Raw genomic sequence first — 22,191 nt, forward strand, 5'->3', positions numbered from 1 at the left:
GCAGAGGCTCATCCGCTGGCGCCCCCGGTCAGCTCAGCTTCGGTGGCGTCCTGCTCGGCGCGCGCCTTGGCGATCAGAGCCAGCAGTTCGGCCGGCTTCTGCTCGACGCGGGCTTCGATCTCCGAGCGGGTCGGGGCGTCGAGGCCCATCAGCTTCGCGATGCGTTCCTCGACGCGGAGCAGCCGGTCAATGGCGGCGAGCCGGGGCGCGGAGTCTTCCAGCGGGATGCCGAAGTCGTGCTTGATGACCTTGCCCTGGCTCACAGTCAGGTGGATCCGTTCGAGCACCTCGAGGGCGGACTGCCGCATCTCGCCGAGGCGTTCGAGCGTGACCTTGCGCAGCTCGTCGGCGAGCGGCAGCACCCGCTCGTCGGCTTCCTGCTTGGTCCAGTTCTGGATCGTGGTGTGGCTGACGCCCATCTCGGCGCCGGCCGCCCGATCGAGGAAGCACCCAAGCTCCGCGAACACCTCAACCCCATCTACGCGGACGCGATCGACTTCGGGCTCGAAGTCGGCATCCGTCCGGGCGAGCTGGCCGCGCTCCACATCCACCGGGCAGACCTCAAGCGCGGATGGTTGACGGTGGCCGAGACGTACGTCCGGCGTAAGGGGACGATCCGCGCCCACCCGAAGGACGGCGACGAGCGGGTGATTCCGCTCAGCTCGAAGGCCATCGAGATCATCAAGCGCCGGATCGAGGGTAGGGACATGACGAAGGGCTGTGGCGTGGTGCACACCGACGGCACTGTGTGCACCAACGAGCTGATCTTCCGCAACGTGTGGGGCGGTGTGCTTCACCAAGATCTCCTCAGCAGCCACATCCGGCAGAGCGGCATCGCCGCCAACCTCACGCCGAAGAGCGGCTACGCGTTGCGCCGTGGCTTCGCGACGCGCGCGATCGAGGGCGGCATGGACAGCTTCTCGGCGAAGCGGATCATGGGCCACAGCGACCTCGAAGAGCTAGAGGGCTACGTCCAGGAGACGCCGGCCGCCCGCGCCCGGATGCTTGCCTCGCTCGGTGAGCGGCCCCAGTTGGCCGCCGTAGACGAGAGCGTGGGACAACGTGGGACGGACTCGACCAACCAGCCGCCCTCAACCGTTACCAACGAGGATGAAACAAACGCGGGTGACCTGCGATAACAACCCTAGAAACACCCACCGAGTCCCACACGCCCCGATCTACGTTCCTCCAGCTCAGCCCAGGTCAGGTAGCACGGCGTACTGCCGCAGGTAGAGGTCGGTGTAGGTGACCGGGCCGCGGGGGCCGGGGGTGCGGTCGAGGTTGATGCCGGTTTCGGGGACGGCGAGGAGCTTGAAGCCGTCGAGAAGGCGGGTGGGGGCGTTCCAGAAGACGCCTGTGCCGGTGTAGGCGTCGAAGAAGGCTTCGGCGGCGTCGGGGTCTTCGGTGGCGATGCCGGCGGCGAGGCCTGAGGTCTGGTCGTTGGCGATCGAGACGGCTTCGAGGAGCGACGCGACCTTCGCGACGGTCACAGTTGCTTCGTGCGCCGAGTCCAGGGCCCACTCGTAGCCGATCGCGTGCTCGTGCGGAGCCAGCGAAGGTTCGACACCGCGCTCGGCCAGTGCTTCCTGGATGAACGGCCAGACTGCGTCGTGGACGTCGTCGTTGATCAGCAACAGGTTCAGCCGGTTGCAGACGCCGAGACGGTCGAGGCTGTCCGAGACGAGCGTGCGCACCTTCGCGGGCTCCGCGGCCGCGTCGACGTACAGCACGCCACCGCCGTCAGCGTGCGCGAGCGTGCCGACGCCGTGCAGCGCCGCCTCACGCGCGAGTGCGCGGGTGCTGTCGCCGCTGCCGCGCAGGATCACCAGCGGCACGAGGTCGGGGAAACTGACCAGGGCGCTCGCGGCCTCCCGCTCGACGCGCGGAACGAGCTGGATGACGTCCGGGTCGATACCCGCCTCGGCCAGCGCGGGTGCGACCACGGTGTCCAGCAGGCGTTGCGCGGAACCGAGCGCGGCCGAGCCGGTGCGCAGCACGCCACCGTTGCGCGACTTCACCAGCTGCGACGCGATGTCGACGGTGACGTTCGGCCGTGCCTCGTAGTTGGCACCGATGACCCCGACCGGCCGATGGCGTTCGACCAGCCGCAGCCCACCGTCCAACTTGGACACTTCGCGGGAACGCTCCGGGTGCGGGACGCCGGCGAGCAGCCTCAGCTGCTCGGACATGCCGGTCAGCCGCTCCTCGGTGATGGTCAGCCTGTCGAGCAGGCCGGCGCTCATCCCCTCTTCACGGGACTTCGCGACGTCCGCGCGGTTGGCGTCGAGCACTTCCTCGCGGTGGTCGAGCAGCCGCTGCGCCATCGAGCTGAGCGCAGCGTCGATGGCCGCCTCGGACGCGGTGGCCAACGACGGCGCGGCGCGCTTCGCCGCCCGCGCGCATTCCTCGACAGCCTTGGCGACCTCGTCCATCGTCAGCTCCTTAAGCGAAACACCCTGGTGACCAGTGTGCCGCACTGCCGGAGAGCTACTTGAGCGCGGGCTCGAGTACGAGCGCGCCACCGGCGATCAGGCAACTCACCGCGATGACCCCGAAGATCAGCACCCACAGCACCCCGGGCAACCCGGTGAGCCGGGCCAACTGATCGGCGTCGGAATCACGAGCCGAACCGCGACGGCGTTTCACCTGCAGCTCGATCACCGGGCGCACACCGCCGAACAGCAGGAACCACGTCATCAGGTAGACGAACACCGACTGCACCCCGGGCGGCGCGAGGAACGCGACCGCCGCCAGCACGGCCGCCGTCACCACCACGGCGAACACGCCGTAGGCGTTGCGAACCATGACCAGCACCGCGAGCAGCAGCACGGCGGCCACGACGAGCAACGCCGTGATCCGGTTCGCCGCGAGCAGCCCGGCGAACGCGAACCCGAGAATCGACGCGGCGGAGTAGCCCGCCAACGACGTCAGCACCATGCCTGGTCCGTGCGGCTTCCCACGCGACAACGTGACACCCGAGGTGTCCGAGTGCAGCTGGATACCCTGCAACCGGCGGCCGACGAGCACCGCGACCAGCGCGTGTCCGGCCTCGTGCACGATGGTGATGACGTTGCGTGCCAGGCGCCACGGCGAGCCGGACAGCACCAGCAGCAGCGCCACCCCGCCGGTGATCAGCGCCACCGAGCCCGCCGGATTCGGCTGGGAGTCGAACAGTCCTGATAGCCCGCTTGGGTCAGCCGCGTTCACCCGGTCAGCTCACCACACGCCCGGTCGGGTCCCGGTTAGGACCCGAACACCCGGTTGCCGGATGAACACGACCCCCCACACCCCGTAACGTGCATCGTCCGGCGGACGACCTCATGGGTTGGCCGTCAGCGTCGGAAAGGGGACTCCTGTGCGCAAGATCCGCGGGTCCGCGTCCGCCTTGCCAGCCGACCTGCCCAGACCACGCCGCGTCCAGTATTGGGCCATGGCCGTCACGATGCTCGCGGCCGCGCTGGCGCTGATCATCATTCCGAGCGTGCTCGCGTTCCCCGCGCAGAACTCGCCGGTGTCGATCAAGGTGATGTGGACCTTTCTGCAGGTGACCGGCCCTGCGGTGCTGGGTGTCGCGTGTCTGTACGCGGTCGGCCGCGCGAGACTCGAGTGGAACGCCTGGCACGCCAGCCAGTTCGATGTCGCCGAGTTCGTCGATCGACGCAGCGATACCGGACCGGGGACGATGGCCTCGGTCGAGTTGACCGCGCGGTTCGAGCGCAAGCTCACCGAGTCGCGCATCTACCGGACGGCGGCGGTGCCGGACACCGGGCGGATCAACGACTTCATCCAGATCGTCGAAAACGCCGCCGACGCCGCGCCTCAAGGCTGGTGGAAGGCCGTGTCGCGACTGATGCGGCTGGTCAGGCCGCCGTCGGCGTTCCGGGTTTCGGCCACCCTGCTGGACGGCTCGACGCCGGGTGAGCACAAGATCGTCGTGGAACTGATCCGGTTGCCGCGGTTCCTGGCCGCACCGCTGATCATCTCCGACGTCGACGAGGACAGGCTGGTGGAACAGGCGGCGAATTCGGTCGCCGCCCTGATGTTCCCGGTGACGCGGCACTGCAAGCACCCCCAGTGGGTCGCGTGGCGCAACTGCGCGATGCCGACCGAGCTGTTCGACGCCTACCAGCGCGCGCACCAGTTCCAGCTCGCCCGCCGGTACGACGAGGCGCTCCACGAGTTCTACCGGGCGCTCAGCCACGACCCCGGCAACGTCTACATCCGGCTGGAAACCGCACAGCTGCTGGAACGCCTGGAACTGTTCCTCGAAGCGCTCGCCATCTACGACGACGTGATCGTCATCTGCAACCGAGAGGACGAGCGGTTGGCGAGATGGTGGAACTCGACCGAATTCGCGCTCGAGAAGGGACGTCGGCTCAGAAGTCGCGGCGGCGCGCTACTGCTGGCCAGGTATCGCCACGCCCTCCTGATGGGGCTGGGCGACCGAATCGCCGGACAATGGTGGCTACCGGACTGGGAATGCCCGCACGAGGACCACTGGGACCCTCGCCGCGGACAGCGCTCCGCCGTGCGGGCGATGTTGGCACACCGGTTCGACCGGTACGACGACATCCCGGACACCGCTTGGCTTCCACCCGGTGAGAAGCGGCTCACGCTCGGCAAGATCCTGTCCGACGAACTGCCGGCCGGTCTCCACGCGGCCGATCGCCAGGAGCGCGCGGCCCTGCTTCGGCACTACCTCTGCACCGTGGCGCAGTACGAGTTCGAACGCCTCGTCGAGGACACCACGCGGCGCGGGTCGGTCTACCGCACGCGGGAAATGCGGGAACTCCTCTCGCCTGCTTCAGTCCGGCTGGGACTGGTATGGACGACCTTGCGCCGGACGATGTCCCAGGCCGCGCTTCCCGGTGCCGAGGAACAGAGCAGCACGGTCTACCGGAACGTGACGCTGAGCCCCGGGCTGAGGAAGCTGTTCGGGTCGGACTCTTGGCCACCTGAGCCCAGCCGGCTGCAGGAGGTCATCGAGGCACTGCTCCCGAAGAAAGCGGGGTGGCACGAGCATTACAGCGCCACCTGCATCTTCGCCGTCGCTCTGCTCAGCGCGGCCGCTGACACAGCCCGCCCGGACGCCGACCAGGAGCGGACACTCGCCCGGCTCGCCATCCTGCAGCTGCACAAGGCGGCGGCCGCCAGTCACAGCGGGTATCTCGCGGAGCGCCGTCGCTGGCTGATGTACGAAGACCCCGACCTCGCCTCGCTTCGCGGCACCGACGCGTTTCGCAACTTCGAAACCCTGGTCTTCGCGCCGGAGCGGCCCGCCTCGTTGCGGCCCGCTGGTTCGACGTCGTTGGAGCTGGTGTTCTACCAGGCCAAGCTGGTTGCCGCGCTGGGCGAGCTGATGGCCGGGGTGTGGCGCGCCCACGGTGCCGAACTGACGGCCGAGGCCGACCCGTCCCGCCTCCGCGGCTGGCATGCCCGAGAGGAGCAGGCCTGGCGTCAGGTCACCCTGCTCGCGGTCGGTCATCGCGATTGGCACATCCGGCGTCGCGTGATCAAGGAGCTGCGGCGCTGGTGGGATGAGAGCGGCCGAAACGAGGACCACCTGCTGCCGACCGAGTACTCCGAAGAGGCGCTCTACGTGCGGCACGCCCGGCTCCTCGGCCCCGAGGAGGAGGGCAACAAGACCGTGATCCGCGGCGCGCGAAAGATCGGGGACATCAACGACACCGCCAAGCGCTACCTCGACCGCTGCGAACACCGGATGCGCGAGTTGGCTGCCGAGCTCCACCGGCTCAGCGACGACCGCGACCCGGCCGATGACTGCCGCAACGCGTCTTCGGCCGTGGCCCAGATGTCGTTGACCCCGCTCCTGCACCTACCGGGGAGGAGCCTGAAGGACCAGGCTCGGTTCTGCCAGGCACGCGCGGAACTGTGGGAACGACTGAGCACGTGGTTCGACGACGAAGGAGCCGACGAGCCGGCTGCGGTGCGCGCGGCGGAATTCCGCAAGCGGCTGCGGCCGCCGACGCTGAGCTGGGCAGCATTGTCCGGCCGCGGGCGGTCGCCGGGTGCAGACGGACGGTCGTGAAATGCACGCGCGTTCAGCCGGAGATCTCGTGGGTGCGGCGCTCTCGGTCGCTGCGGAGCAGTAGGGCCATCCAGCTGCGGAAGGGGCGCCAGCCCTCGGCTATTTGCTCGAGTTGGGCGGGGGTGGCGTCCTTCAGGCCGTAGGCGTGCTCGATCTCGGCGTGCAGGCGGCGCTCGTCGCGCGGGAAGACGTCCGGGTGGCCGGCTCCTCTGATCAGGATCAGCTGCGCGGAGAACGGGCCGATGCCGCGCAGCGTCTGCAGGTGGGCCAGTGCCTCGTCGGCTTCCATGCCGCGCAACAGGTTCGCGTCGAGAAGGCCATCACGGGCGGCTTCGGCGAGGCCTCGCAACCGGTCGATCTTGACCTCGGGGACGCCCAGCTCGTCACCGGCGATGAGCAGCTCCTCCGGGCCGGGGAACGAGACCAGCGAACGCCCGCCTACTGGCACGGCCCGCCCGAACCGCTCGGCGGTCCGCTGCTTGATGCCTGCCGCCTGCGGAATCCTGATCCGGTGCCCGATCACCGCCCAGCAAGCGGCTTCATAGGGTGAATGGAACAGCACCGGGCGCAGTCCCGGGTACCGGCCGATCAGCCGCCCGGCGACCTCGTCCGACGCGCCGATCCCGCCGAACCCGGTGCCGTCGACATCGAGCGAGAGAATCCGGCCGACCTGCGCGACCACAGCGGGCACCACATCTTCGGCAGCGAAGACCTCCGCCTCGACAACCGCTGGCGCGCGCTGTCGGATCAGGACGCCGACGTGGTCCCAGGTGCCCTCGACCGGGAACGCGAGGCGCAGCACCCCTGTCTCCTCCGCCGCATCGCTGCGAGCCGCCGGGGTGAACCCCTCCAGGAACCTGATCGACTCGTCGAGATCGAACCGGCCCAGCACCGGAATCCGCGAAACCGCGCCCGTTGTCGCGCTCATGGCACTCCTCCCCAAATGATGTGACGCGAACGACACTAAACCGGAGCACCGACAGTTTCCGCGACTCTGGGTTCCTGCGGCATACTGCCGGTATCTGAACCTGACCGAGGGAGCTGTCCATGTCGACGAGCCGCCCGACCGCCCAGGACCGCCTTCTCGACCTGCTCGAGGCCGGCAAAGAGCCAGGTCAGAGCCGTGACTTCGTCGACCTGCTCGGCGAGTCCGCCCAGGCCGGGCCGCCGACCGGCCTGGCACAGCGGCTCATGCGCACCTCGGTGGTGCCGACGATCTACGAGCACTACTGGCGGCCGGCCCTCGGCCGCATCGCCAAGGGCCTCAGCGGGCCGAGCATGGCCGGCGAGGTCGACATCGCCGTGAACCTGCTCGGTCTCAAGCCCGGCGGTTCCTCGCTCGACGTCGCCTGCGGCACCGGCCGGTTCACCCGCGCGTTCGGCGAGGTCGTCGGCCCGGACGGCCTCTCCGCCGGGCTCGACGGCTCACGCACGATGCTGACCAAAGCGGTCGCCACCACCGGCCCCGTCTCGGTCGCCTACCTGCGGGCCGACGCCGTTTCGCTGCCGTTCCGGACGTCCACGATGGACGCCGTGTGCTGCTTCGCCGCGCTGCACATGTTCGCCGACCCCGACGCCGCCCTCGACTCGTTCACCTCCGTCCTCAAACCCGGCGGACGCGTCGCGCTGCTCACCAGCGCCCGGCGCACCTGGCAGCCGGCGCACACAGTGGACACGTTCGGCGGAGCCTTCAGCGGACAGCGGATGTTCGACCGCGGCGAGATCGCCGACAAGCTCCGCGACCGCGGATTCACCGAGATCAGTGAGCGGTACGCGGGCGTGACACAGATCGTCGGGGGCACCCGCGGCGCTACCATCGCGCAGTGACCACTAGTTCTTCGCCCGTCCCGCCCGACGACAGCTTCCTGCGCGCCCTCACCGAGGACACCGCGGAAGCCGTCGAACAAGCCGAACCGATGACGTCGCCGCACGACGGCGCACCCGAGCAGGCGCGGCAACGGGTCGCGTCGACTGTGGACGAACGGGCGGACGACCTCGTCGCGCTGAGCCGCGACCTGCACGCCCACCCCGAGGAAGGCTTCGCGGAGCACCGGTCCGTCCAGGTACTCGCGGAGCTGCTCAAGCGGCACGGCCACGACGCCCGCGTCGGTCTCGGCGGCCTGGACACCGCGCTGCTCGCGACCGCGGGCACCAGCGGCCCACACATCGCGGTGCTCGCCGAGTACGACGCGTTGCCGGGTATCGGGCACGCGTGCGGGCACAACATCATCTGCACCAGCGCCGCCGGTGGTTTCCTCGGTGCCGCCGCGGTCGCCGAGGAGCTCGGCGGGCGCGTGTCGTTGATCGGCACGCCGGCCGAAGAAGGCGGTGGCGGCAAGGAAACCCTGGCACGGGCCGGGGTTTTCGACGACGTCGACGCGGTGGTGATGCTGCACCCGTTCAGCCACGACATCGCGATGCACCCATTCCTCGGCCGACGTCAGCTGGAGATGGTCTTCCACGGCGTCGGCGCGCATGCCTCGGCTCAGCCGTTCATGGGCCGCAACGCGCTCGACGCGGCCGTCGCGGCGTACCAAGGCGTTGCCGCGCTGCGCCAGCAGATGCCGTCCAGCGACCGGGTGCACGGGATCTTCACCGACGGCGGCGCGCGGCCGAACGTCATCCCCGAGCGCGCCGCGCTGCTGTTCTACCTGCGGTCGGCGCATCCGGAAACGCTGCGCGACCTCGCCGCCAGGGTCACTCGGATCGCGCACGGCGCCGCCGAGCTGACCGACTGCGGCGTCGAACTGCTTTGGGACGAGCTGCCGCCGTACCTCCCGATCCGGTTCAACACGACGTTGGCCGGACGCTGGGCGGTCAACCAGCGCACCACCGGCCGCAAACCGCTGCCGCCCGGCATCGTCCCGGAGTTCCTCACCGGCTCGACCGACCTCGGGAACCTGAGTTACCGCCTGCCCGCGATCCACCCGATGATCGCCGTGTCCGAAGCCACGGTTGCCTTACACACCAAGGAGTTCGCCGCCGCGGCGGGCTCGGCGGCAGGTGACCGAGCGGTCCTCGACGGTGCGCTCGGGCTTGCGCTCACGGCCACCGACTACCTCGGCGACGCGAAACTGCGGGAGGCGGTGCACGAGGAGTTCGCGGCCGCGGGCGGAGCACTCGACGTCCCGTCCTTCTTCGACTGAGTTCTCTCAGCTAATTCTTCTCAGGTAATGCCCAGGCCAATACACAGGCTGCTCATAACTACGGGCGCGAAGCTTTGTTCATGACCGAGAACGAGAGTCGGCCCGGCCCCGCCTCTACCGGTGGGCACCAGCCGCAGCAGCCCCCACACCAGCAGCCTCACGCGGCCTACGCGCCGTACTACGGGTACCAGCAGCAGCAACCGCCCCCGCCACCGGTCAACCCGCTGTTCCAGCAGCAGCCACCGGCGCCGAAGCCGAAGAAGAACCGCCTCGGGCTGCTGGTCGGGACGACCGCGCTCGCCGCGGCGCTCATCGGCGGTGTCAGCGGCGCCGTGATCGTCGGAGTGGACTCGCCCACCAGCGCGTCCTCCACCAACACCGCGAGCGCGGTCACCGGCCAGCAGGCGCTGAACTCCAGCCCGACCGACGTCAGCACGGTCGCCGCGAAGGTGCTGCCGAGCGTCGTGCAGATCAACGTGACCACCCAGCAGGGTGAGGCGATCGGCTCCGGCGTGATCCTGAACTCCACCGGCCGGATCCTGACCAACGCGCACGTCGTGGACGGCGCCGTCGGCGACGTCACGGTGACGCTGTCGGACGGCACGAAGTACCAGGCCAGCGTCGTCGGCGCGGACACGAAGGGCGACATCGCCGTCATCCAGGCGAAGAACGCCAAGAACCTCAGCCCCGCCACGCTCGGCGACTCCAGCAAGCTGGCCGTCGGCGACCAGGTCGTGGCGATCGGCTCGCCGGGTGGCCTGCAGAACACCGTCACGTCCGGCATCGTCAGCGCGCTCAACCGCCCGCTGTCCGACGTCGGTGGCGGCCAGCAACAGCAGTCGCCGTTCAACAGCACCAGCAACAGCCAGGCCGCCAGTCCGAGCTACCAGGCGATCCAGACCGACGCCTCGATCAACCAGGGCAACTCCGGTGGCGCACTGGTGAACTCGGCAGGCCAGGTCATCGGTATCAACTCCGCGATCTACTCGCCCACCCAGTCGGCGAACGGTGCCGCAGGCAGCGTCGGCATCGGGTTCGCGATCCCGATCAACGACGCGAAGACGATCGTCAGCAAGATCGTCGCGGGATGAAGCCCGGGATTGGGTCGCGGTCGGGGCAGCCCAATCCTGTCGGCCGGTTCGGGACCGGCCGTGAATGACGTGTCGTGAACGGAACTTTCCTGGTGGAAGGCGCCAGGAAAATTCCGTTCACGGCACGCCTTAGCGTTTGCGGTTGCCGAAGAGCCCGCGAGTGAGCTCTCGGCCCAAGCTGCTCGCCGTCGAGCGCAGGAATGACTTCACCGCCGGGTCCTTCATCGCCTTCTGCAGGAAACCGGGCTCTTCCTTCTCCTGCTTCGGCGCGGGAGCCTCAGCAGCCGGCGCTTCGGAAGCAGCGGGCGCATCGGGGGCAGTGGGAGCGGCCTTGGCCATCAGCTTCTCGTACGCGGACTCGCGGTCGATGGTTTCGGAGTACTTCGCATGCAGGTCCGACGCGGTGGTCGCGGCCGCGATCGCGGCCGGCCCGATCGACCCCATCTTCGAGCGCGGAGCCCGCAATCTGGTCCACGCCACCGGAGTCGGCGCGCCGCGTTCGGAAAGGACGGTGACGATCGCCTCGCCGATACCGAGCGAGGTCAGCGCCTCGTCCAGTTTGTAGTTCTTCGTCGTCGGATACGTCTTGACCGTCCGCGCGAGCGCCTTCTGGTCCTCCGGGGTGAACGCGCGCAACGCATGCTGAACCCGCGCGCCGAGCTGCGAGAGCACGTTGTTCGGGATGTCGGTCGGCAGCTGCGTGCAGAAGAAGACGCCGACGCCCTTGGACCGGATGAGCTTCACCGTCTGCTCGATACGCTCGAGGAACGCCTTCGACGCGTCGTTGAACAGCAGGTGCGCCTCGTCGAAGAAGAAGACCAGCTTCGGCTTGTCGAGGTCACCCTCCTCAGGCAGCACCTCGAAAAGCTCCGCCAGCAGCCACATCAGGAACGTCGAGAACAGCGCCGGCTTGGACTGCAGGTTGTCCAGCTCCAGTAACGTCACGACGGCTTTCCCGTCGACCTCGCGCATCAGATCCTTGACGTCCAGCTCCGGCTCACCGAAGAAGTCCTCCCCGCCCTGCGCCTCCAAGTTGGACAGCGCACGCAGGATGACCCCGGCCGTCGCGGCCGACACCCCGCCGATGCCCTTGAGGTCCTCCTTGCCCTCGTCGCCGGTGAGATGCGTGATCACCGAGCGGAGGTCCTTCGTGTCCAGCAACGCCAGACCGCGCTGGTCGGCCCAGTGGAAGATCAGCCCCAGCGTCGATTCCTGCGTGTCGTTGAGCCCCAGCACCTTCGACAGCAGGATCGGCCCGAAGCTGGTGATCGTCGCACGGATCGGTGAGCCCGTCCCACCGGTGCCGATCGAGAGGAACTGCACCGGGAACCCCGCCGGCCGCCAGTCGTCACCGAGCTCCGCCGCGCGTTTGGTCACCTTGTCGTTCGCCGCGCCCTGCTCGGCCAGCCCGGAAAGGTCACCCTTGACGTCCGCGAGCACCACCGGCACCCCCGCGGCCGACAACTGCTCGGCGATCAACTGCAACGTCTTCGTCTTACCTGTCCCCGTCGCACCGGCGACCAGGCCGTGCCGGTTGAGCGTCGCCAACGGAAGCCGCACCGCCGCACCCGCTTCGACCTGCCCGTCGATCACCACCGCACCCAGCTCGATCGCGGCACCTTCACTGACATAACCGGCCGCGATCTCACCGGCCGCACCCGAGGTCTGCTGGGTCACAGGACACTCCCACCGTAGTTAGCTCGATCACATCCCTTGACGCGATCGAGCGTAACCCGACCGGATGTGCAGGTCGCGCGACTCACTTCCCCCGGTCGGGTTAGGGTCTACCGGGTGACTGACCGCCTAGTATGGATCGACTGCGAGATGACGGGGCTCGACCTCGCCAAGGACGCGCTGATCGAGATAGCCGCACTGGTGACCGACGCCGAGCTCAACGTACTGGGCGAAGGTGTCGACATCGTCATCCACGCCGACGAAGACGCGCTGGCCAACATGCCCGAAGTGGTGCAGAAGATGCACGCCCACTCCGGACTCACCGAAGAAGTGCGCGCTTCGACAACCACGCTCGCCGAAGCCGAACAACGCGTCCTCGCCTACATCCGAGAGCACGTCCCCGACCCCAACACCGCCCCACTGGCAGGCAACTCCATCGCCACCGACCGGGGCTTCATCACCCGCGACATGCACGAACTCGACGACCACCTCCACTACCGCATGGTCGACGTCTCCTCCATCAAGGAACTCGTCCGCCGCTGGTATCCGCGCATCTACTACGCCAAACCCGAGAAGGGACTGGCCCACCGCGCACTCGCCGATATCAAGGAATCCATCGGCGAACTCGACTACTACCGCCGCATCGCCTTCGTCCCCCAACCCGGCCCCACCTCGGACGAAGCCAAAGCCGCAGCCGCCGAGGTCCTGGAGAAACACAGCACCTGACAACACAGGTAACCCGCGTGCATGACCGATTAGCGGCACGCTACAGTATGTCAGCCGAGGTGATCGGAAACGATCTCCTCGCATGGTGGGCGTAGCTCAGCTGGTAGAGCACCTGGTTGTGGTCCCGGAGGTCGCGGGTTCGAGCCCCGTCGCTCACCCCACTGGCCCCACCTTGGTTGTTTGCCTCGCGGCAAACTTTCCCAAGGTGGGGCATTTTTGGTTTCTGGGGCCGAGCCCCCACGGTGCGGTACGTAACTGTTGACGGCCGGCGACGTTCTCGGGCAGGTGCCTACGGCGTGGGCTCCGTGGCACGGGGGGTCACCATTGTGCGGTACGTAACTGCGGCGAAGGTGCCAGTGGGGGACTTGGGCACGGGGAACGCAAGAACCAGTGGTGACCTTTTAGGACACTGCTCGCGACGTGCGGCAGCGGCACCTCGGTGACTCTTCGGTCGTAGGTGTGGATGGTTGCCTATCGCAACTCGACGGCGAGTTGCGGTACTTAGCATCCGCAACCATCGCAACTCGACGGCGACTTGCCGTGGAACGGTCCATTCGACCACTCACGGATACGGCACAAGCGGGCACTTTTGGACAAGAGTGCCCTGCTTGAACGCTCAACGAGGGCACAAAGGTGCAAAAATGTCCCGCACTTCGGCCGCGGCGCGTGGACTCGCTCCCGCCGCGATGGACACCGGCGTGGGGGTCGCCGCGCTCGTCGTCAGCATGGTGTTCACCCAAGCCGTCGCCGTGAGACGGGACTAGGCCCGTTACGATGACGGCGGTTGAGTCCACAGCCTGAACGTTGTTGTGCTGCCCAACCGGAGGAACGCCCGATGAGCGAACACACGGAACCCGCCACCGGCGGGGTGACGGTTTCGGTACGCTGCGACACGGACACGCTGATCCTGACCGTTGTCGGCGAGCTGGACATCCTGACCGCGCCGGCTGTCGACGAGGCCGTCCGGGTTGCGCTGGCTGACAAACCCCCGGTGCTGGTCCTCGATCTGACGCAGGTCCTGTTCCTCGGCTCGGCCGGGCTGTCGGTGCTGCTCACGGCGCACCAGCGGGCCGCCCCACACTGCGAACTCCGGATCGTGTCGGCGACCAGGCCGACCCGGCGACCGATCGAACTCACCGGGCTCGACCGCCAACTCACGCTTTTCACTTCACTCGACGAAGCGCTGGGCACTTCATGACCATGCGTCCTGACGATGGCCCGATCGATCCCCATCACATCGAGGGGGAGGACTCGATCGCCGAGTCCGAAGCCGAGGCTGCGGAGATCAGCACGCCGGAACAGCCGCTGGGGAGGATGGGCAAACCGCTCAACCGCCGCTCCCCCTTCCTGATCGGAATGGCCGCGGCGGCCGGGGTCGCGGTGACCTACGGCGCGTTGCAGGTCGTCATCGGCGTGCAGGACATCCTGATCCTGATCGGGCTGGCGCTGTTCCTCGCCATCGGGCTCGAGCCCGCGGTCATGTGGCTGGTGAAGCGCCGGTTCCCACGGTGGCTCGCGGTCCTCACCGTGTTCGTGGTCGCGCTGGCCGCGATCAGCGGGTTCCTCACCGCCGCGATCCCGGTCATCGTCGACCAGGCGACCCAGTTCGTCGCGAAACTGCCCACCTATCTGGGCGAGATCCAGGACCACAGTTCGACGCTGGGCAAGCTCAACGACCGGTTCCACATCGAGTCGCTGATCCAGAAAACGCTGACCAGTTCGAGTTCCGGGCTGACCAGCGGTCTGCTCGGCGCCGGCCAGGCGGTGTTCAGCGCGGTGACCAACTTCCTGATCGTGATCGTGCTGACCATGTACTTCGTCGCCGACCTGCCCCGGATCCGCGCCGCCGGCTACCGGCTGGTCCCCCGGTCGCGCCGGCCACGCGCGATCCTGATCGGCGACCAGATCTCGGTCAAGGTCGGCGGGTACGTGCTGGGCAACCTGCTGATCTCGGTCGTCGCCGGGTTGCTCACGCTGATCTGGCTGCTGAGCTTCGGCGTGCCGTACGCGGCACTGCTGGCGATCACCGTCGCCGTACTCGACCTGATCCCAGTGATCGGCTCCATCTCTGGCGGGGTCATCGTGAGCCTGGTCGCGCTGACCGTGTCGCTCCCGGTCTGCCTGCTCACTCTCGGGTTCTTCCTGGTCTACCGCTTCGTCGAGGACTACCTGCTGGTGCCGCGGATCATCGGCAGCGCGGTGAAGGTTCCGGCCATGGTCACCGTGGTGGCCGTGCTGCTGGGCGGTGCCCTGCTCGGCATCGTCGGCGCGCTGGTCGCGATCCCCATCGCCGCCGCGATCCTGCTACTCGCGGAGGAAGTCCTCTACCCCCGGCTCGACAACTCCTGAGCAGGGTGCGACTGGTGCGGCTGAGATGCGTTGTGACCTGTCGTGAAGGCCACCTTCACGGCGTAAGGGGCACTCAACTAGGCCTTCACAACGCCCCGGACGGAACGCGTACTAACTGAAAAGCGCCGACGTGATGAGTTCGGTGTCCACGTAGTCGGTCATCTCCTGGATGCGGCCGTCCACGATTTTCGCGACAATGGCATAGACATTCTCGTACGGTCGGCCGGTTTTGGCTGTCGCACTGCCTTTCGCGAGCATCACCACGTGGTCTCCCTCGGCGATGAACCGCTCGAAGGTAAACGAGACCGAACTTTCCAACCGCGCCCGCAACGGCACCAGCAGCTTGGCGATCACGTCCTGTTTGCCTTCGAACGTGCCCGACAACGGAGTCGTCCCGATGATCGTCCAGCGGATGTCGTCGGCCAGCGCACTGATCAGCGGTTCGGCGTTGCCGCGTGAAGCCTCGGTATAGACGTATTCCAGCAGTCCCTTGTTGCTCGCCGTCGTCATCGCCTTCTCCTTGGACCGGTGGATGATCACCCGGTCCAACCCGCCTGCCGACGCCCGGATTCCGCGAGCGGCAAGGTTCGCCCGATCGGCTGCCCGTCCGGACCGGGGCAGGAATGGGTGTCCGTTCGTGCTGCATCGGGATTTTCGCGCGACAGCAAGGAAAGCGCCGGTTACGCTAAGCAAGTGAAGCGATACCGGAATACTCAGGATGCGTGGGTGAAGCCCAGCGTTTCGGCGTGCTCTTCGATTTCGAGACTTTCCTTCATCGCGACACGAGCCTCTTCTTCCCGCCCGGCCGCTTGATGTGTCTCGCTGAGCTGAAGAAGGGAATCGGCCGCGTCGAAGTCGTTGCCGAGGTCGCGGAACATCGCGACGGACCGCTGGTAGATACAGGTGGCGTCGTCGAACCGGCCGAGGTCGTGATAAGCGCGGCCGAGGTCGCGCAAGGCGTTGGCCAGGCCGAACTGTTCGCCGTGCTCCTGGTAGATCAGCAATGCCTGGCGATAGTAGACAAGGCTCGTCTCGGCTCGGCCGAGCCGGACATGGCTGGTGGCGATGAGTTCCAGCGCGGCGGCTTCGCCCCGGCGCCAGTTGGCGGAGCGGAACAGCCGCAGCGCCTGTTCGGCGTAGGCCAGCGCCTTGTCGTACTGCCCTTTCAGTTCGGCCACCCAGTTGGTCTGCCGCAAGGTGTACGCCATGCCGACGTCGTCACCGAGCTGCTCGAAAAGCGCGAGTGCCTGCTCGAGATGGTGCTCGGCAAGGTCGAAGTCGTGGTCGGAACCGCCTATTCGACCCTGCTGGCAGTACACCCGGGAAACGCCGCGGTGCGCGTACGCCAGCCCGACCGGATCATCGAGCTCCTCCGCGACCGCGAGCGCCGCTTGCTGGATGATGGCCATGTCGCGCCAGTGGCGGTGCCGGTCCTGGTAATGCCGCAGGGCCCAGGCGAAATGCAGCGTGTGCCCGGGCAGCCAGACCGCGACCGCGCGCGCGGCGAGATCGACCAGCACCGGGTACTCGTCCGCGAACCACTTCGTGGCGGCCTGGTAGTCCGCCAGTGGCTGCGGAGTGACCCCGTCGGCCAGCACCGGCAACGCCAACAGGTCTTGGTGGGTGGACAGGAGCTGGTCCGCCGCGTGCGCCGTCGCCAGGTAGTGGTCGAACATGCGGCGGGTCGCCGCCCGTCGCTCCACGGCCGACTCCACTTCGAGGAACAACTCCGTCGAATAGGCGCGCAACAGATCGTGCCGGGTGTACCAACCGGGAAAGTGTTCGGAAACCAGGTGAGCGTCGGACAACTCGCGCAGCAGTGTGCGGGTCGCACGCACGGGCAGCGCGGCCAGGCTCGCCGCGGTGGCGACGGAGACGTCGGTCCCCTGGTGCACGGACAGCAGCCGGAACAACCGCGCCGCCTGACAGCTGAGCGCGCGGTACGACCACGAAAGGACTGCTCGCAGGTCGGGAGCGCCGTCGGTTTCAGCGAAGGCATCGAGGCTTTCCTTCGCCTCGGACAACTCCGCCGCGATGGCGGCGAGCGGGAACGTCGGCTGCGACAACGCACGGGCCGCGGTCACCGCGAGCGCCAGCGGCAACCTGTCGCACCGGGCGATGATGTCGGCCGCCGCGTCGGGCTCGGCCGCCACTCGCTCCGCACCGAGCCGTTTGACCAGGAACTCCTCGGCCTCCGCGGGTTCCATCAGGTCGAGCGTGACAGTGTTCGCCCCGGTGGCCGCGACCAGCCCAGGCAGGGCATGCCGGCTGGTGACCAGCACCAGGCAACCCGGTTTCCCAGGCAGCAGCGGCAGCACCTGCTTGGTGTCGCGGGCGTTGTCGAGCAGGATCAGGCAGCGCCGTTCGGCCAGCAGGCTGCGGTACAGCGCGGTGCACGCGTCCAATTCGGGCGGAATGTCCTTCAGCGGGGTCCCGAGCGCGTCCAGGAACGCGCGGATGACCTCCGCGGGCTCGAGCGGCGCGATCTCGGCGTCGAAGCCGCGCAGGTTGACGTAGAGCTGGCCATCGGGGAACCGGTCGGCGACCTCGTGTGCACAGTGGACGGCGAAGGTCGTCTTGCCGACCGCGGCCATGCCCTTGATCAGCGTGACCGCGACCTGGTCCGGCTGGTACCGCGGCCCGCCCGGCAGCAGCGCGAGCATCGAATCCTTGCCCTGGACACGCCCGACGTAGGCCGGCAGGTCCGCGGGGAGCTGCGCAGGGACGAGCGGCACGGCCGGTTGCGGCTCGCGCGGCTTCGCGAGCAGACCGGCGTCGGACTCCAGGATGCATTGCTGCAGCCGACGCAGCCGCGGCCCCGGGTCGACACCGAGTTCCTCGGCGAGCAGCCGCCGGACGCTGTCGTACGCCGCGAGTGCGTCAGCCCGGCGGCCCGCCTGGTAGAGCGCGAGGATCAGCAACTCGTGCAGTCGCTCCCGCAGCGGCTCGGTGTCGAGGAGCCGGGCGATGCCATCCACCACACCGACGGGCTCGTCGATCTCGAGTTCCCAGGTCCACAGCTGTTCGCAGGTCGCGATCCACTTCTGTCGCAACAGATCCCGCTGAGTGTCCAAATAGGCCCCGTGGACCCCGGCGAGCGGGGTGTCCTCCCACAACGCCAACGCGTCACGCAGGAGGGCGACCGCTTCGACGAACTGCGCGCGGGCTCGGGCGGCGTCCGCGAGGGCAAGGCCGAGGCGAAACCGCCCGAGGTCGACAGCTTCGGCGTCGACCAGGAGCTGGTAGCCCCCGGAGGACGACCTGATCACCTGATCGTGGTCCGTCGCGCCGAGTACCCGGCGCAGGCGGTGGACGTACGTGCGGATCGTGCCGCGGGCCGTCCGGGGAGCGGCGTCACCCCACACCGCTTCCACGATGTCGTCGACGGTTACGAGCCCGCCCGGGCGCAGCAGCAACAGAGCCAGCAGCGCGCGCTGCTGGGGTGAACCGAGATCCAGTTCGGCGCCATCACGCCAGGCACGGATCGGGCCGAGCATGGCGAACCTCAACCCGGGGACCATTACCCGATCCTGCCACGAATAGCTTTCACGTTTTCCGTCCGGTGGTTGCTTTCCCACCAGCTTCCCACCAGAAGTCGTCTACGTCACCCAAGCCAACCTGTCGGTTGCATCTCCATTTGCACAGGAACCTTCCGAACTCAGGGAGTCTTTCCCGGTCACCGGGACATCTGAGGGCCGGTGGCGACCGTCAGAAGGCGCCTACTCGCAGCGCGTAGGAAACAGCGTGGGCGCGATTGCGCAGATTGAGCCGGGTCAACAGGTCCTGGATGATCTTTTTGATAGTCCGTTCCGAATAACGGAGCCGCTCGGCGATGCGCGCGGTGTCCTCCCCCTCGGCGAGCAGCTTGAGGACGTCGACCTCCCGCAGCGTCAGCCCGCCCGGCTTGAGCCCCTGCGTGGTCAGCAGGTTCTGCCGGAGCATCCGGGACTCGTCGACCAGCCAGCGGGTGACTGTCTCCGGCAGCATCGCCCCGCCGCAGTGGCTCGCGACCACCGCCCGGGTGATCAACCGCGGAGTCGCGTCGCGGCGGGGCAGGATGCTCACCACCCCGCAGCCGACCGCCCTCGCCAGCTGCCGCTCGCGCATCGGCCCGGCCACCAATACCATGCACTGCTCCCGGTTCACCGCGCTTTCGGCGATCTCGGCCATCACCGCGAGCAGCGAATCGGTGACGACGGAGGTCAGGACCAGAACCACATCGGCGTCCTCACGTCGGCCGGCCGACACCAATCTCAGCTCGGAGGACACCCGCAGGCGCGGAATCACCTCGCCGGTCAACACCGGATCGTCCGCCAGCACCCATACCGCAACCTCGGCCGTCCGCACCTCGGGCATAGCCGGAGCCACCACCGAAACGGCCTCGCCAATACTGAGCATCCCTGTCACCACCTGTTTATTCGTCCACCCCCAGGTGCCGGTTCAGCAAACCAGAGCGATGTCGATGAATTATCAACATGAGTGCTCCTCGCGTTGCGACCCCCCTTAAGGGGAAGAGCGGGGACTTCCCCGATGTCTCCGGCGCCCGGTCCTGACACGGTTGTCCCGTTCTACCTGGCGGACCGGACGAGATGGGGACGAATCATGGGGCCTGTAGTGGTCAGAAGGATTTTCGTGGCAGCTCCGGCGCTGCTCCTGGTCGGGGTGCTCGCGATGAAATTCGGGTGGAAGACCTCGCCCGACCTCACCTGGGGCGTGGCACTGCCGCTCTGGACCAGCGCGCATCTCGCCTACATCCTCGGTTACCTGGGCCTCGGGGTCGTTCTGGCGACACTGTGGTCATGGCTGCATGAGGTCGCCCGCGGCCGGGTCGAGCGCGTGTTCGGCGACGTCCTCGCCGTAGTGGGGACCATCGGGCTCGTCGCGATGACCGGGCAGATGGTGCTCGACCTGATCGTCGGCTTCCGCGCCGGTAGCCGGGCCGCGATGAGCGGGATTTCGGACTCCATCCACGCCATTCCGGGCTTCGGTGTCTTCTTCTACGGCCTGATTCCCGCACTTTCGCTGGCCGCGCCCGCATTCCTGCTGGTGGCGCTCGCCGTCCGGCGCCGGATCTCCGCGTGGCCCGCGCTCACCTTCCTGATCGGCAGCCTCTGCATCGCCACCGGCATCACGCCGTTGATGGTGGCCGGCGGACTGGCGATCTGCGTGGCGCTCCCGGCAGCCGCGGGCGTGACGCCGCCGACGTGGCACCGCGCCGCTGCCTGACTAGGGTTTTCGGCCTGCACGATGCGTGCCCACGTCCGAATCCGTCGGCTGGGTTTACCGGCCTGGCCGGCGAGCGCGGCCGACCGCGGCGGTCGGTCATCACGAAACCGTTCTGGCCCCCCGGAAAAAAGGGCATGGACTGAATCACTACAACGGGCGGCCAGCGCCGGGCCGTGTCAGTCTGAAGCTCCGGACTCGACGAAACGGGGCACAGTATGGACAAGGCGGAGCGCAGGACCGGACAGTCGACCCTGTTCGACGCATTGCACACCAAAGGGACCGCGTACACCCACGACGAGCGCCGGTCGCTCGGCCTGCTCGGTCTGTTGCCCATCGCGGAGAAGACGCTCGACCAACAGGTCGAACACTGCTGGGACGAGTTCGGCACGCGCCACAACGACCTCGACAAGCACATCTACCTGCGCGCGCTCCAGGACCGCAACGAAACGCTGTTCTACCGGGTGCTCAGCGAGCACATCGAAGCGGCCATGCCGATCATCTATACCCCGACCGTGGGCGAGGCGTGCCAGCGGTTCAGTGAGATCTACCGACGGCCGCGCGGACTGTTCGTTTCCTACCCCGAACGCGCCGACCTGCGGGAGATCCTGCGAAACCGGCCGCGGAACGAGGTCGACGTGATCGTGGTGACCGACGGCCAGCGCATCCTCGGGCTAGGCGACCAGGGCATCGGCGGGATGGGCATCCCGATCGGCAAGCTGTCGCTGTACACGCTGATCGGCGGGATCGACCCGGCCAGGACGCTGCCGATCGTGCTCGACGTCGGCACCGACAACGCGCAGTGCCTCGAAGACCCGCAGTACCTCGGCTGGCGGCATCGGCGGATCAGCGACGAGGACTACTACGAGTTCGTCGACGAGTTCGTAGCCGCCGTGCGTGAGGAGATGCCGGACGTCCTGCTGCAGTGGGAGGATTTCGCCACCGCGCACGCACTGCCCATTCTGGACACCTACCGCGACAAGATGCTGACGTTCAACGACGACATCCAGGGCACGGCCGCGGTCGCACTCGGCGCGCTGCACGGCGCCGCGAAGGTCGCGGGCCGCCCGCTGGCCGAGCAGCAGGTTGTCATGCTCGGCGCGGGGTCCGCCGGGATCGGAGTGCTCGACATGATCCGGCGGGAGATGCAGGCGCAGGGGCTGTCCGAAACCGAGGCCACCGAACGGATCTGGGTCGTCGACATCGAGGGCCTGCTGACCGACGACCGCACCGACCTCACCGACGGCCAGCGCTTCTTCGCCCAGTCCGCGAAACGGGTCGAAGGCTGGAACCTGTCCGGCCGGGCACAGCTCGCCGACGTGGTGCACAACGTCGACGTGGGAATCCTTCTTGGACTGTCCACAGCGGCCGGTGCGTTCACCGAGCCCATCGTGCGCGAGCTGGCCGGCAAGACCGATCGGCCGATCATCTTCCCGCTGTCGAACCCGACCAGCAAAGCCGAAGCGCATCCGATGGAACTCGACGAGTGGACAGACGGGCGCGCGCTGGTCGCCACCGGCTCGCCCTTCGCGCCGGTGCACCGCGACGGCGTCGAGCACCGCGTCGCACAATGCAACAACGTCTACATCTTCCCCGCGATCGGCCTCGCCGTCACCGCCTCGGGCGCCACCCGGGTCACCGACGAGATGATGCGCGTCGCGGCCCTGACCCTCGGCGAGGCATCCCCCGCGTTGAAGAACCCGGACGAGCCGCTGCTGCCGCGCTGGGAGGACGTCCCGGAAATCGCGACGTCCATCGCCCACGCCGTCGCCATGCAGGCGATCACCGACGGCGTAGCACCCAAGCGCACCGAGGCGGAGATGACCGAAGTCATCAAGGCGACCCGCTGGACCCCCGACTACTAGCCCCTGGTACCCCTCAAGGCCATCCTGATGGCGACCCTCGCAATGCGTTCAACGCACCTAAGGTGGCC

Annotated in this window: 19 protein-coding genes and 1 tRNA gene; 12 read left to right on the forward strand and 8 right to left on the reverse strand. The window is 67.9% G+C overall.

Features of this window, described 5'->3' with window-relative positions; all coding sequences use genetic code 11:
* Window positions 1-8: 8 nt before the first annotated feature.
* A complete protein-coding gene (locus JWQ81_RS29610) occupies window positions 9-419 on the reverse strand; it encodes a hypothetical protein (RefSeq protein ID WP_297546748.1) in 411 nt (136 codons plus the stop codon).
* On the opposite strand from JWQ81_RS29610, the gene JWQ81_RS29615 reads away from it, so the two are divergent.
* Window positions 405-1,139 carry a tyrosine-type recombinase/integrase gene (locus JWQ81_RS29615; RefSeq protein ID WP_297546750.1) on the forward strand — a complete coding sequence of 245 codons (735 nt, stop codon included), beginning with the start codon at window positions 405-407 and terminating at the stop codon, window positions 1,137-1,139. The genes JWQ81_RS29610 and JWQ81_RS29615 overlap by 15 nt on opposite strands.
* A gap of 54 nt (window positions 1,140-1,193) precedes the next feature.
* On the opposite strand, the gene JWQ81_RS29620 is transcribed toward JWQ81_RS29615, so the two are convergent.
* Together JWQ81_RS29620 and JWQ81_RS29625 are read right to left on the reverse strand one after the other, a co-directional pair.
* Entirely contained in the window at window positions 1,194-2,432 is a 1,239-nt protein-coding gene (locus tag JWQ81_RS29620) for an aldehyde dehydrogenase family protein (RefSeq protein ID WP_297546752.1), read from the reverse strand.
* A 55-nt stretch (window positions 2,433-2,487) separates the two neighbouring features.
* The gene (locus JWQ81_RS29625) at window positions 2,488-3,207 is read right to left on the reverse strand and encodes a M50 family metallopeptidase (RefSeq protein WP_297546754.1); all 720 of its coding nucleotides are present in this window, start codon (window positions 3,205-3,207) and stop codon (window positions 2,488-2,490) included.
* 223 nt (window positions 3,208-3,430) lie between these two features.
* Here JWQ81_RS29625 and JWQ81_RS29630 point away from each other — a divergent pair, with 223 nt between their 5' ends.
* The gene (locus JWQ81_RS29630; RefSeq protein WP_297546756.1) at window positions 3,431-6,049 is read left to right on the forward strand and encodes a hypothetical protein; all 2,619 of its coding nucleotides are present in this window, start codon (window positions 3,431-3,433) and stop codon (window positions 6,047-6,049) included.
* A gap of 13 nt (window positions 6,050-6,062) precedes the next feature.
* Here JWQ81_RS29630 and JWQ81_RS29635 read toward each other — a convergent pair whose 3' ends face one another.
* Complete coding sequence (locus tag JWQ81_RS29635; RefSeq protein WP_297546757.1) at window positions 6,063-6,977, reverse strand: DNA-3-methyladenine glycosylase 2 family protein; 915 nt, start codon at window positions 6,975-6,977, stop codon at window positions 6,063-6,065.
* Between the two features lie 119 nt (window positions 6,978-7,096).
* Here JWQ81_RS29635 and JWQ81_RS29640 point away from each other — a divergent pair, with 119 nt between their 5' ends.
* The 3 genes from JWQ81_RS29640 to JWQ81_RS29650 all read left to right on the forward strand — a co-directional run bounded on the left by JWQ81_RS29640 (window position 7,097) and on the right by JWQ81_RS29650 (window position 10,286).
* Window positions 7,097-7,876: a methyltransferase domain-containing protein gene (locus JWQ81_RS29640; RefSeq protein WP_297546759.1), complete on the forward strand. Its 780-nt coding sequence runs from the start codon at window positions 7,097-7,099 to the stop codon at window positions 7,874-7,876.
* Window positions 7,873-9,195, forward strand: coding sequence for a M20 family metallopeptidase (locus tag JWQ81_RS29645; protein ID WP_297546761.1), 1,323 nt, complete (start codon window positions 7,873-7,875; stop codon window positions 9,193-9,195). The genes JWQ81_RS29640 and JWQ81_RS29645 overlap by 4 nt, the downstream gene beginning before the upstream one ends.
* Before the next feature lie 80 nt (window positions 9,196-9,275).
* Window positions 9,276-10,286, forward strand: coding sequence for a trypsin-like peptidase domain-containing protein (locus JWQ81_RS29650; RefSeq protein WP_297546762.1), 1,011 nt, complete (start codon window positions 9,276-9,278; stop codon window positions 10,284-10,286).
* A 129-nt stretch (window positions 10,287-10,415) separates the two neighbouring features.
* Here the strand turns inward: JWQ81_RS29650 and JWQ81_RS29655 are convergent, their stop codons facing one another.
* The gene (locus JWQ81_RS29655) at window positions 10,416-11,963 is read right to left on the reverse strand and encodes a helicase HerA-like domain-containing protein (protein WP_297546764.1); all 1,548 of its coding nucleotides are present in this window, start codon (window positions 11,961-11,963) and stop codon (window positions 10,416-10,418) included.
* Between the two features lie 114 nt (window positions 11,964-12,077).
* Here JWQ81_RS29655 and orn point away from each other — a divergent pair, with 114 nt between their 5' ends.
* The 5 genes from orn (at window position 12,078) to JWQ81_RS29680 (ending at window position 15,035) form a co-directional block, all read left to right on the forward strand.
* Window positions 12,078-12,686, forward strand: coding sequence for an oligoribonuclease (orn, locus tag JWQ81_RS29660; protein WP_297546766.1), 609 nt, complete (start codon window positions 12,078-12,080; stop codon window positions 12,684-12,686).
* Window positions 12,687-12,771: 85 nt separating this feature from the next.
* A tRNA-His gene (locus tag JWQ81_RS29665) sits at window positions 12,772-12,847 on the forward strand.
* A 480-nt stretch (window positions 12,848-13,327) separates the two neighbouring features.
* The gene (locus JWQ81_RS29670) at window positions 13,328-13,450 is read left to right on the forward strand and encodes a hypothetical protein (protein ID WP_297546767.1); all 123 of its coding nucleotides are present in this window, start codon (window positions 13,328-13,330) and stop codon (window positions 13,448-13,450) included.
* Between the two features lie 71 nt (window positions 13,451-13,521).
* Window positions 13,522-13,884 (forward strand): STAS domain-containing protein, encoded by a 363-nt coding sequence (locus JWQ81_RS29675; protein WP_297546769.1) that lies wholly within the window; start codon window positions 13,522-13,524, stop codon window positions 13,882-13,884.
* 2 nt (window positions 13,885-13,886) lie between these two features.
* Window positions 13,887-15,035, forward strand: coding sequence for an AI-2E family transporter (locus JWQ81_RS29680; protein WP_297546770.1), 1,149 nt, complete (start codon window positions 13,887-13,889; stop codon window positions 15,033-15,035).
* 111 nt (window positions 15,036-15,146) lie between these two features.
* Here JWQ81_RS29680 and JWQ81_RS29685 read toward each other — a convergent pair whose 3' ends face one another.
* The 3 genes from JWQ81_RS29685 to JWQ81_RS29695 form a co-directional block, all read right to left on the reverse strand.
* Complete coding sequence (locus JWQ81_RS29685; protein ID WP_297546772.1) at window positions 15,147-15,545, reverse strand: nuclear transport factor 2 family protein; 399 nt, start codon at window positions 15,543-15,545, stop codon at window positions 15,147-15,149.
* 203 nt (window positions 15,546-15,748) lie between these two features.
* On the reverse strand, window positions 15,749-18,556 hold the full coding sequence (locus tag JWQ81_RS29690) for a BTAD domain-containing putative transcriptional regulator (RefSeq protein WP_297546774.1): 2,808 nt from the start codon (window positions 18,554-18,556) through the stop codon (window positions 15,749-15,751).
* A 187-nt stretch (window positions 18,557-18,743) separates the two neighbouring features.
* Window positions 18,744-19,433, reverse strand: coding sequence for a LuxR C-terminal-related transcriptional regulator (locus JWQ81_RS29695; protein WP_297546775.1), 690 nt, complete (start codon window positions 19,431-19,433; stop codon window positions 18,744-18,746).
* A gap of 234 nt (window positions 19,434-19,667) precedes the next feature.
* Here JWQ81_RS29695 and JWQ81_RS29700 point away from each other — a divergent pair, with 234 nt between their 5' ends.
* Together JWQ81_RS29700 and JWQ81_RS29705 are read left to right on the forward strand one after the other, a co-directional pair.
* Window positions 19,668-20,261: a hypothetical protein gene (locus tag JWQ81_RS29700; RefSeq protein WP_297546777.1), complete on the forward strand. Its 594-nt coding sequence runs from the start codon at window positions 19,668-19,670 to the stop codon at window positions 20,259-20,261.
* Between the two features lie 215 nt (window positions 20,262-20,476).
* Window positions 20,477-22,123, forward strand: coding sequence for an NAD-dependent malic enzyme (locus tag JWQ81_RS29705; protein ID WP_297546778.1), 1,647 nt, complete (start codon window positions 20,477-20,479; stop codon window positions 22,121-22,123).
* The last annotated feature ends 68 nt before the right edge of the window (window positions 22,124-22,191 follow it).

Origin of the sequence: Amycolatopsis sp., from assembly GCF_025464955.1 — a bacterium.
Taxonomy (GTDB): Bacteria; Actinomycetota; Actinomycetes; order Mycobacteriales; family Pseudonocardiaceae; genus Amycolatopsis.

Coding starts and splice junctions, on each gene's coding strand:
- JWQ81_RS29695 (WP_297546775.1), bottom strand. CDS start 19,433: ATGCTCAGTATTGGCGAGGCCGTTTCGGTGGTGGCTCCGGCTATGCCC.
- JWQ81_RS29630 (WP_297546756.1), top strand. CDS start 3,431: ATGGCCGTCACGATGCTCGCGGCCGCGCTGGCGCTGATCATCATTCCG.
- JWQ81_RS29705 (WP_297546778.1), top strand. CDS start 20,477: ATGGACAAGGCGGAGCGCAGGACCGGACAGTCGACCCTGTTCGACGCA.
- JWQ81_RS29610 (WP_297546748.1), bottom strand. CDS start 419: ATGGGCGTCAGCCACACCACGATCCAGAACTGGACCAAGCAGGAAGCC.
- JWQ81_RS29690 (WP_297546774.1), bottom strand. CDS start 18,556: ATGGTCCCCGGGTTGAGGTTCGCCATGCTCGGCCCGATCCGTGCCTGG.
- JWQ81_RS29680 (WP_297546770.1), top strand. CDS start 13,887: ATGCGTCCTGACGATGGCCCGATCGATCCCCATCACATCGAGGGGGAG.
- JWQ81_RS29675 (WP_297546769.1), top strand. CDS start 13,522: ATGAGCGAACACACGGAACCCGCCACCGGCGGGGTGACGGTTTCGGTA.
- JWQ81_RS29670 (WP_297546767.1), top strand. CDS start 13,328: ATGTCCCGCACTTCGGCCGCGGCGCGTGGACTCGCTCCCGCCGCGATG.
- JWQ81_RS29685 (WP_297546772.1), bottom strand. CDS start 15,545: ATGACGACGGCGAGCAACAAGGGACTGCTGGAATACGTCTATACCGAG.
- JWQ81_RS29620 (WP_297546752.1), bottom strand. CDS start 2,432: ATGGACGAGGTCGCCAAGGCTGTCGAGGAATGCGCGCGGGCGGCGAAG.
- JWQ81_RS29650 (WP_297546762.1), top strand. CDS start 9,276: ATGACCGAGAACGAGAGTCGGCCCGGCCCCGCCTCTACCGGTGGGCAC.
- JWQ81_RS29640 (WP_297546759.1), top strand. CDS start 7,097: ATGTCGACGAGCCGCCCGACCGCCCAGGACCGCCTTCTCGACCTGCTC.
- JWQ81_RS29635 (WP_297546757.1), bottom strand. CDS start 6,977: ATGAGCGCGACAACGGGCGCGGTTTCGCGGATTCCGGTGCTGGGCCGG.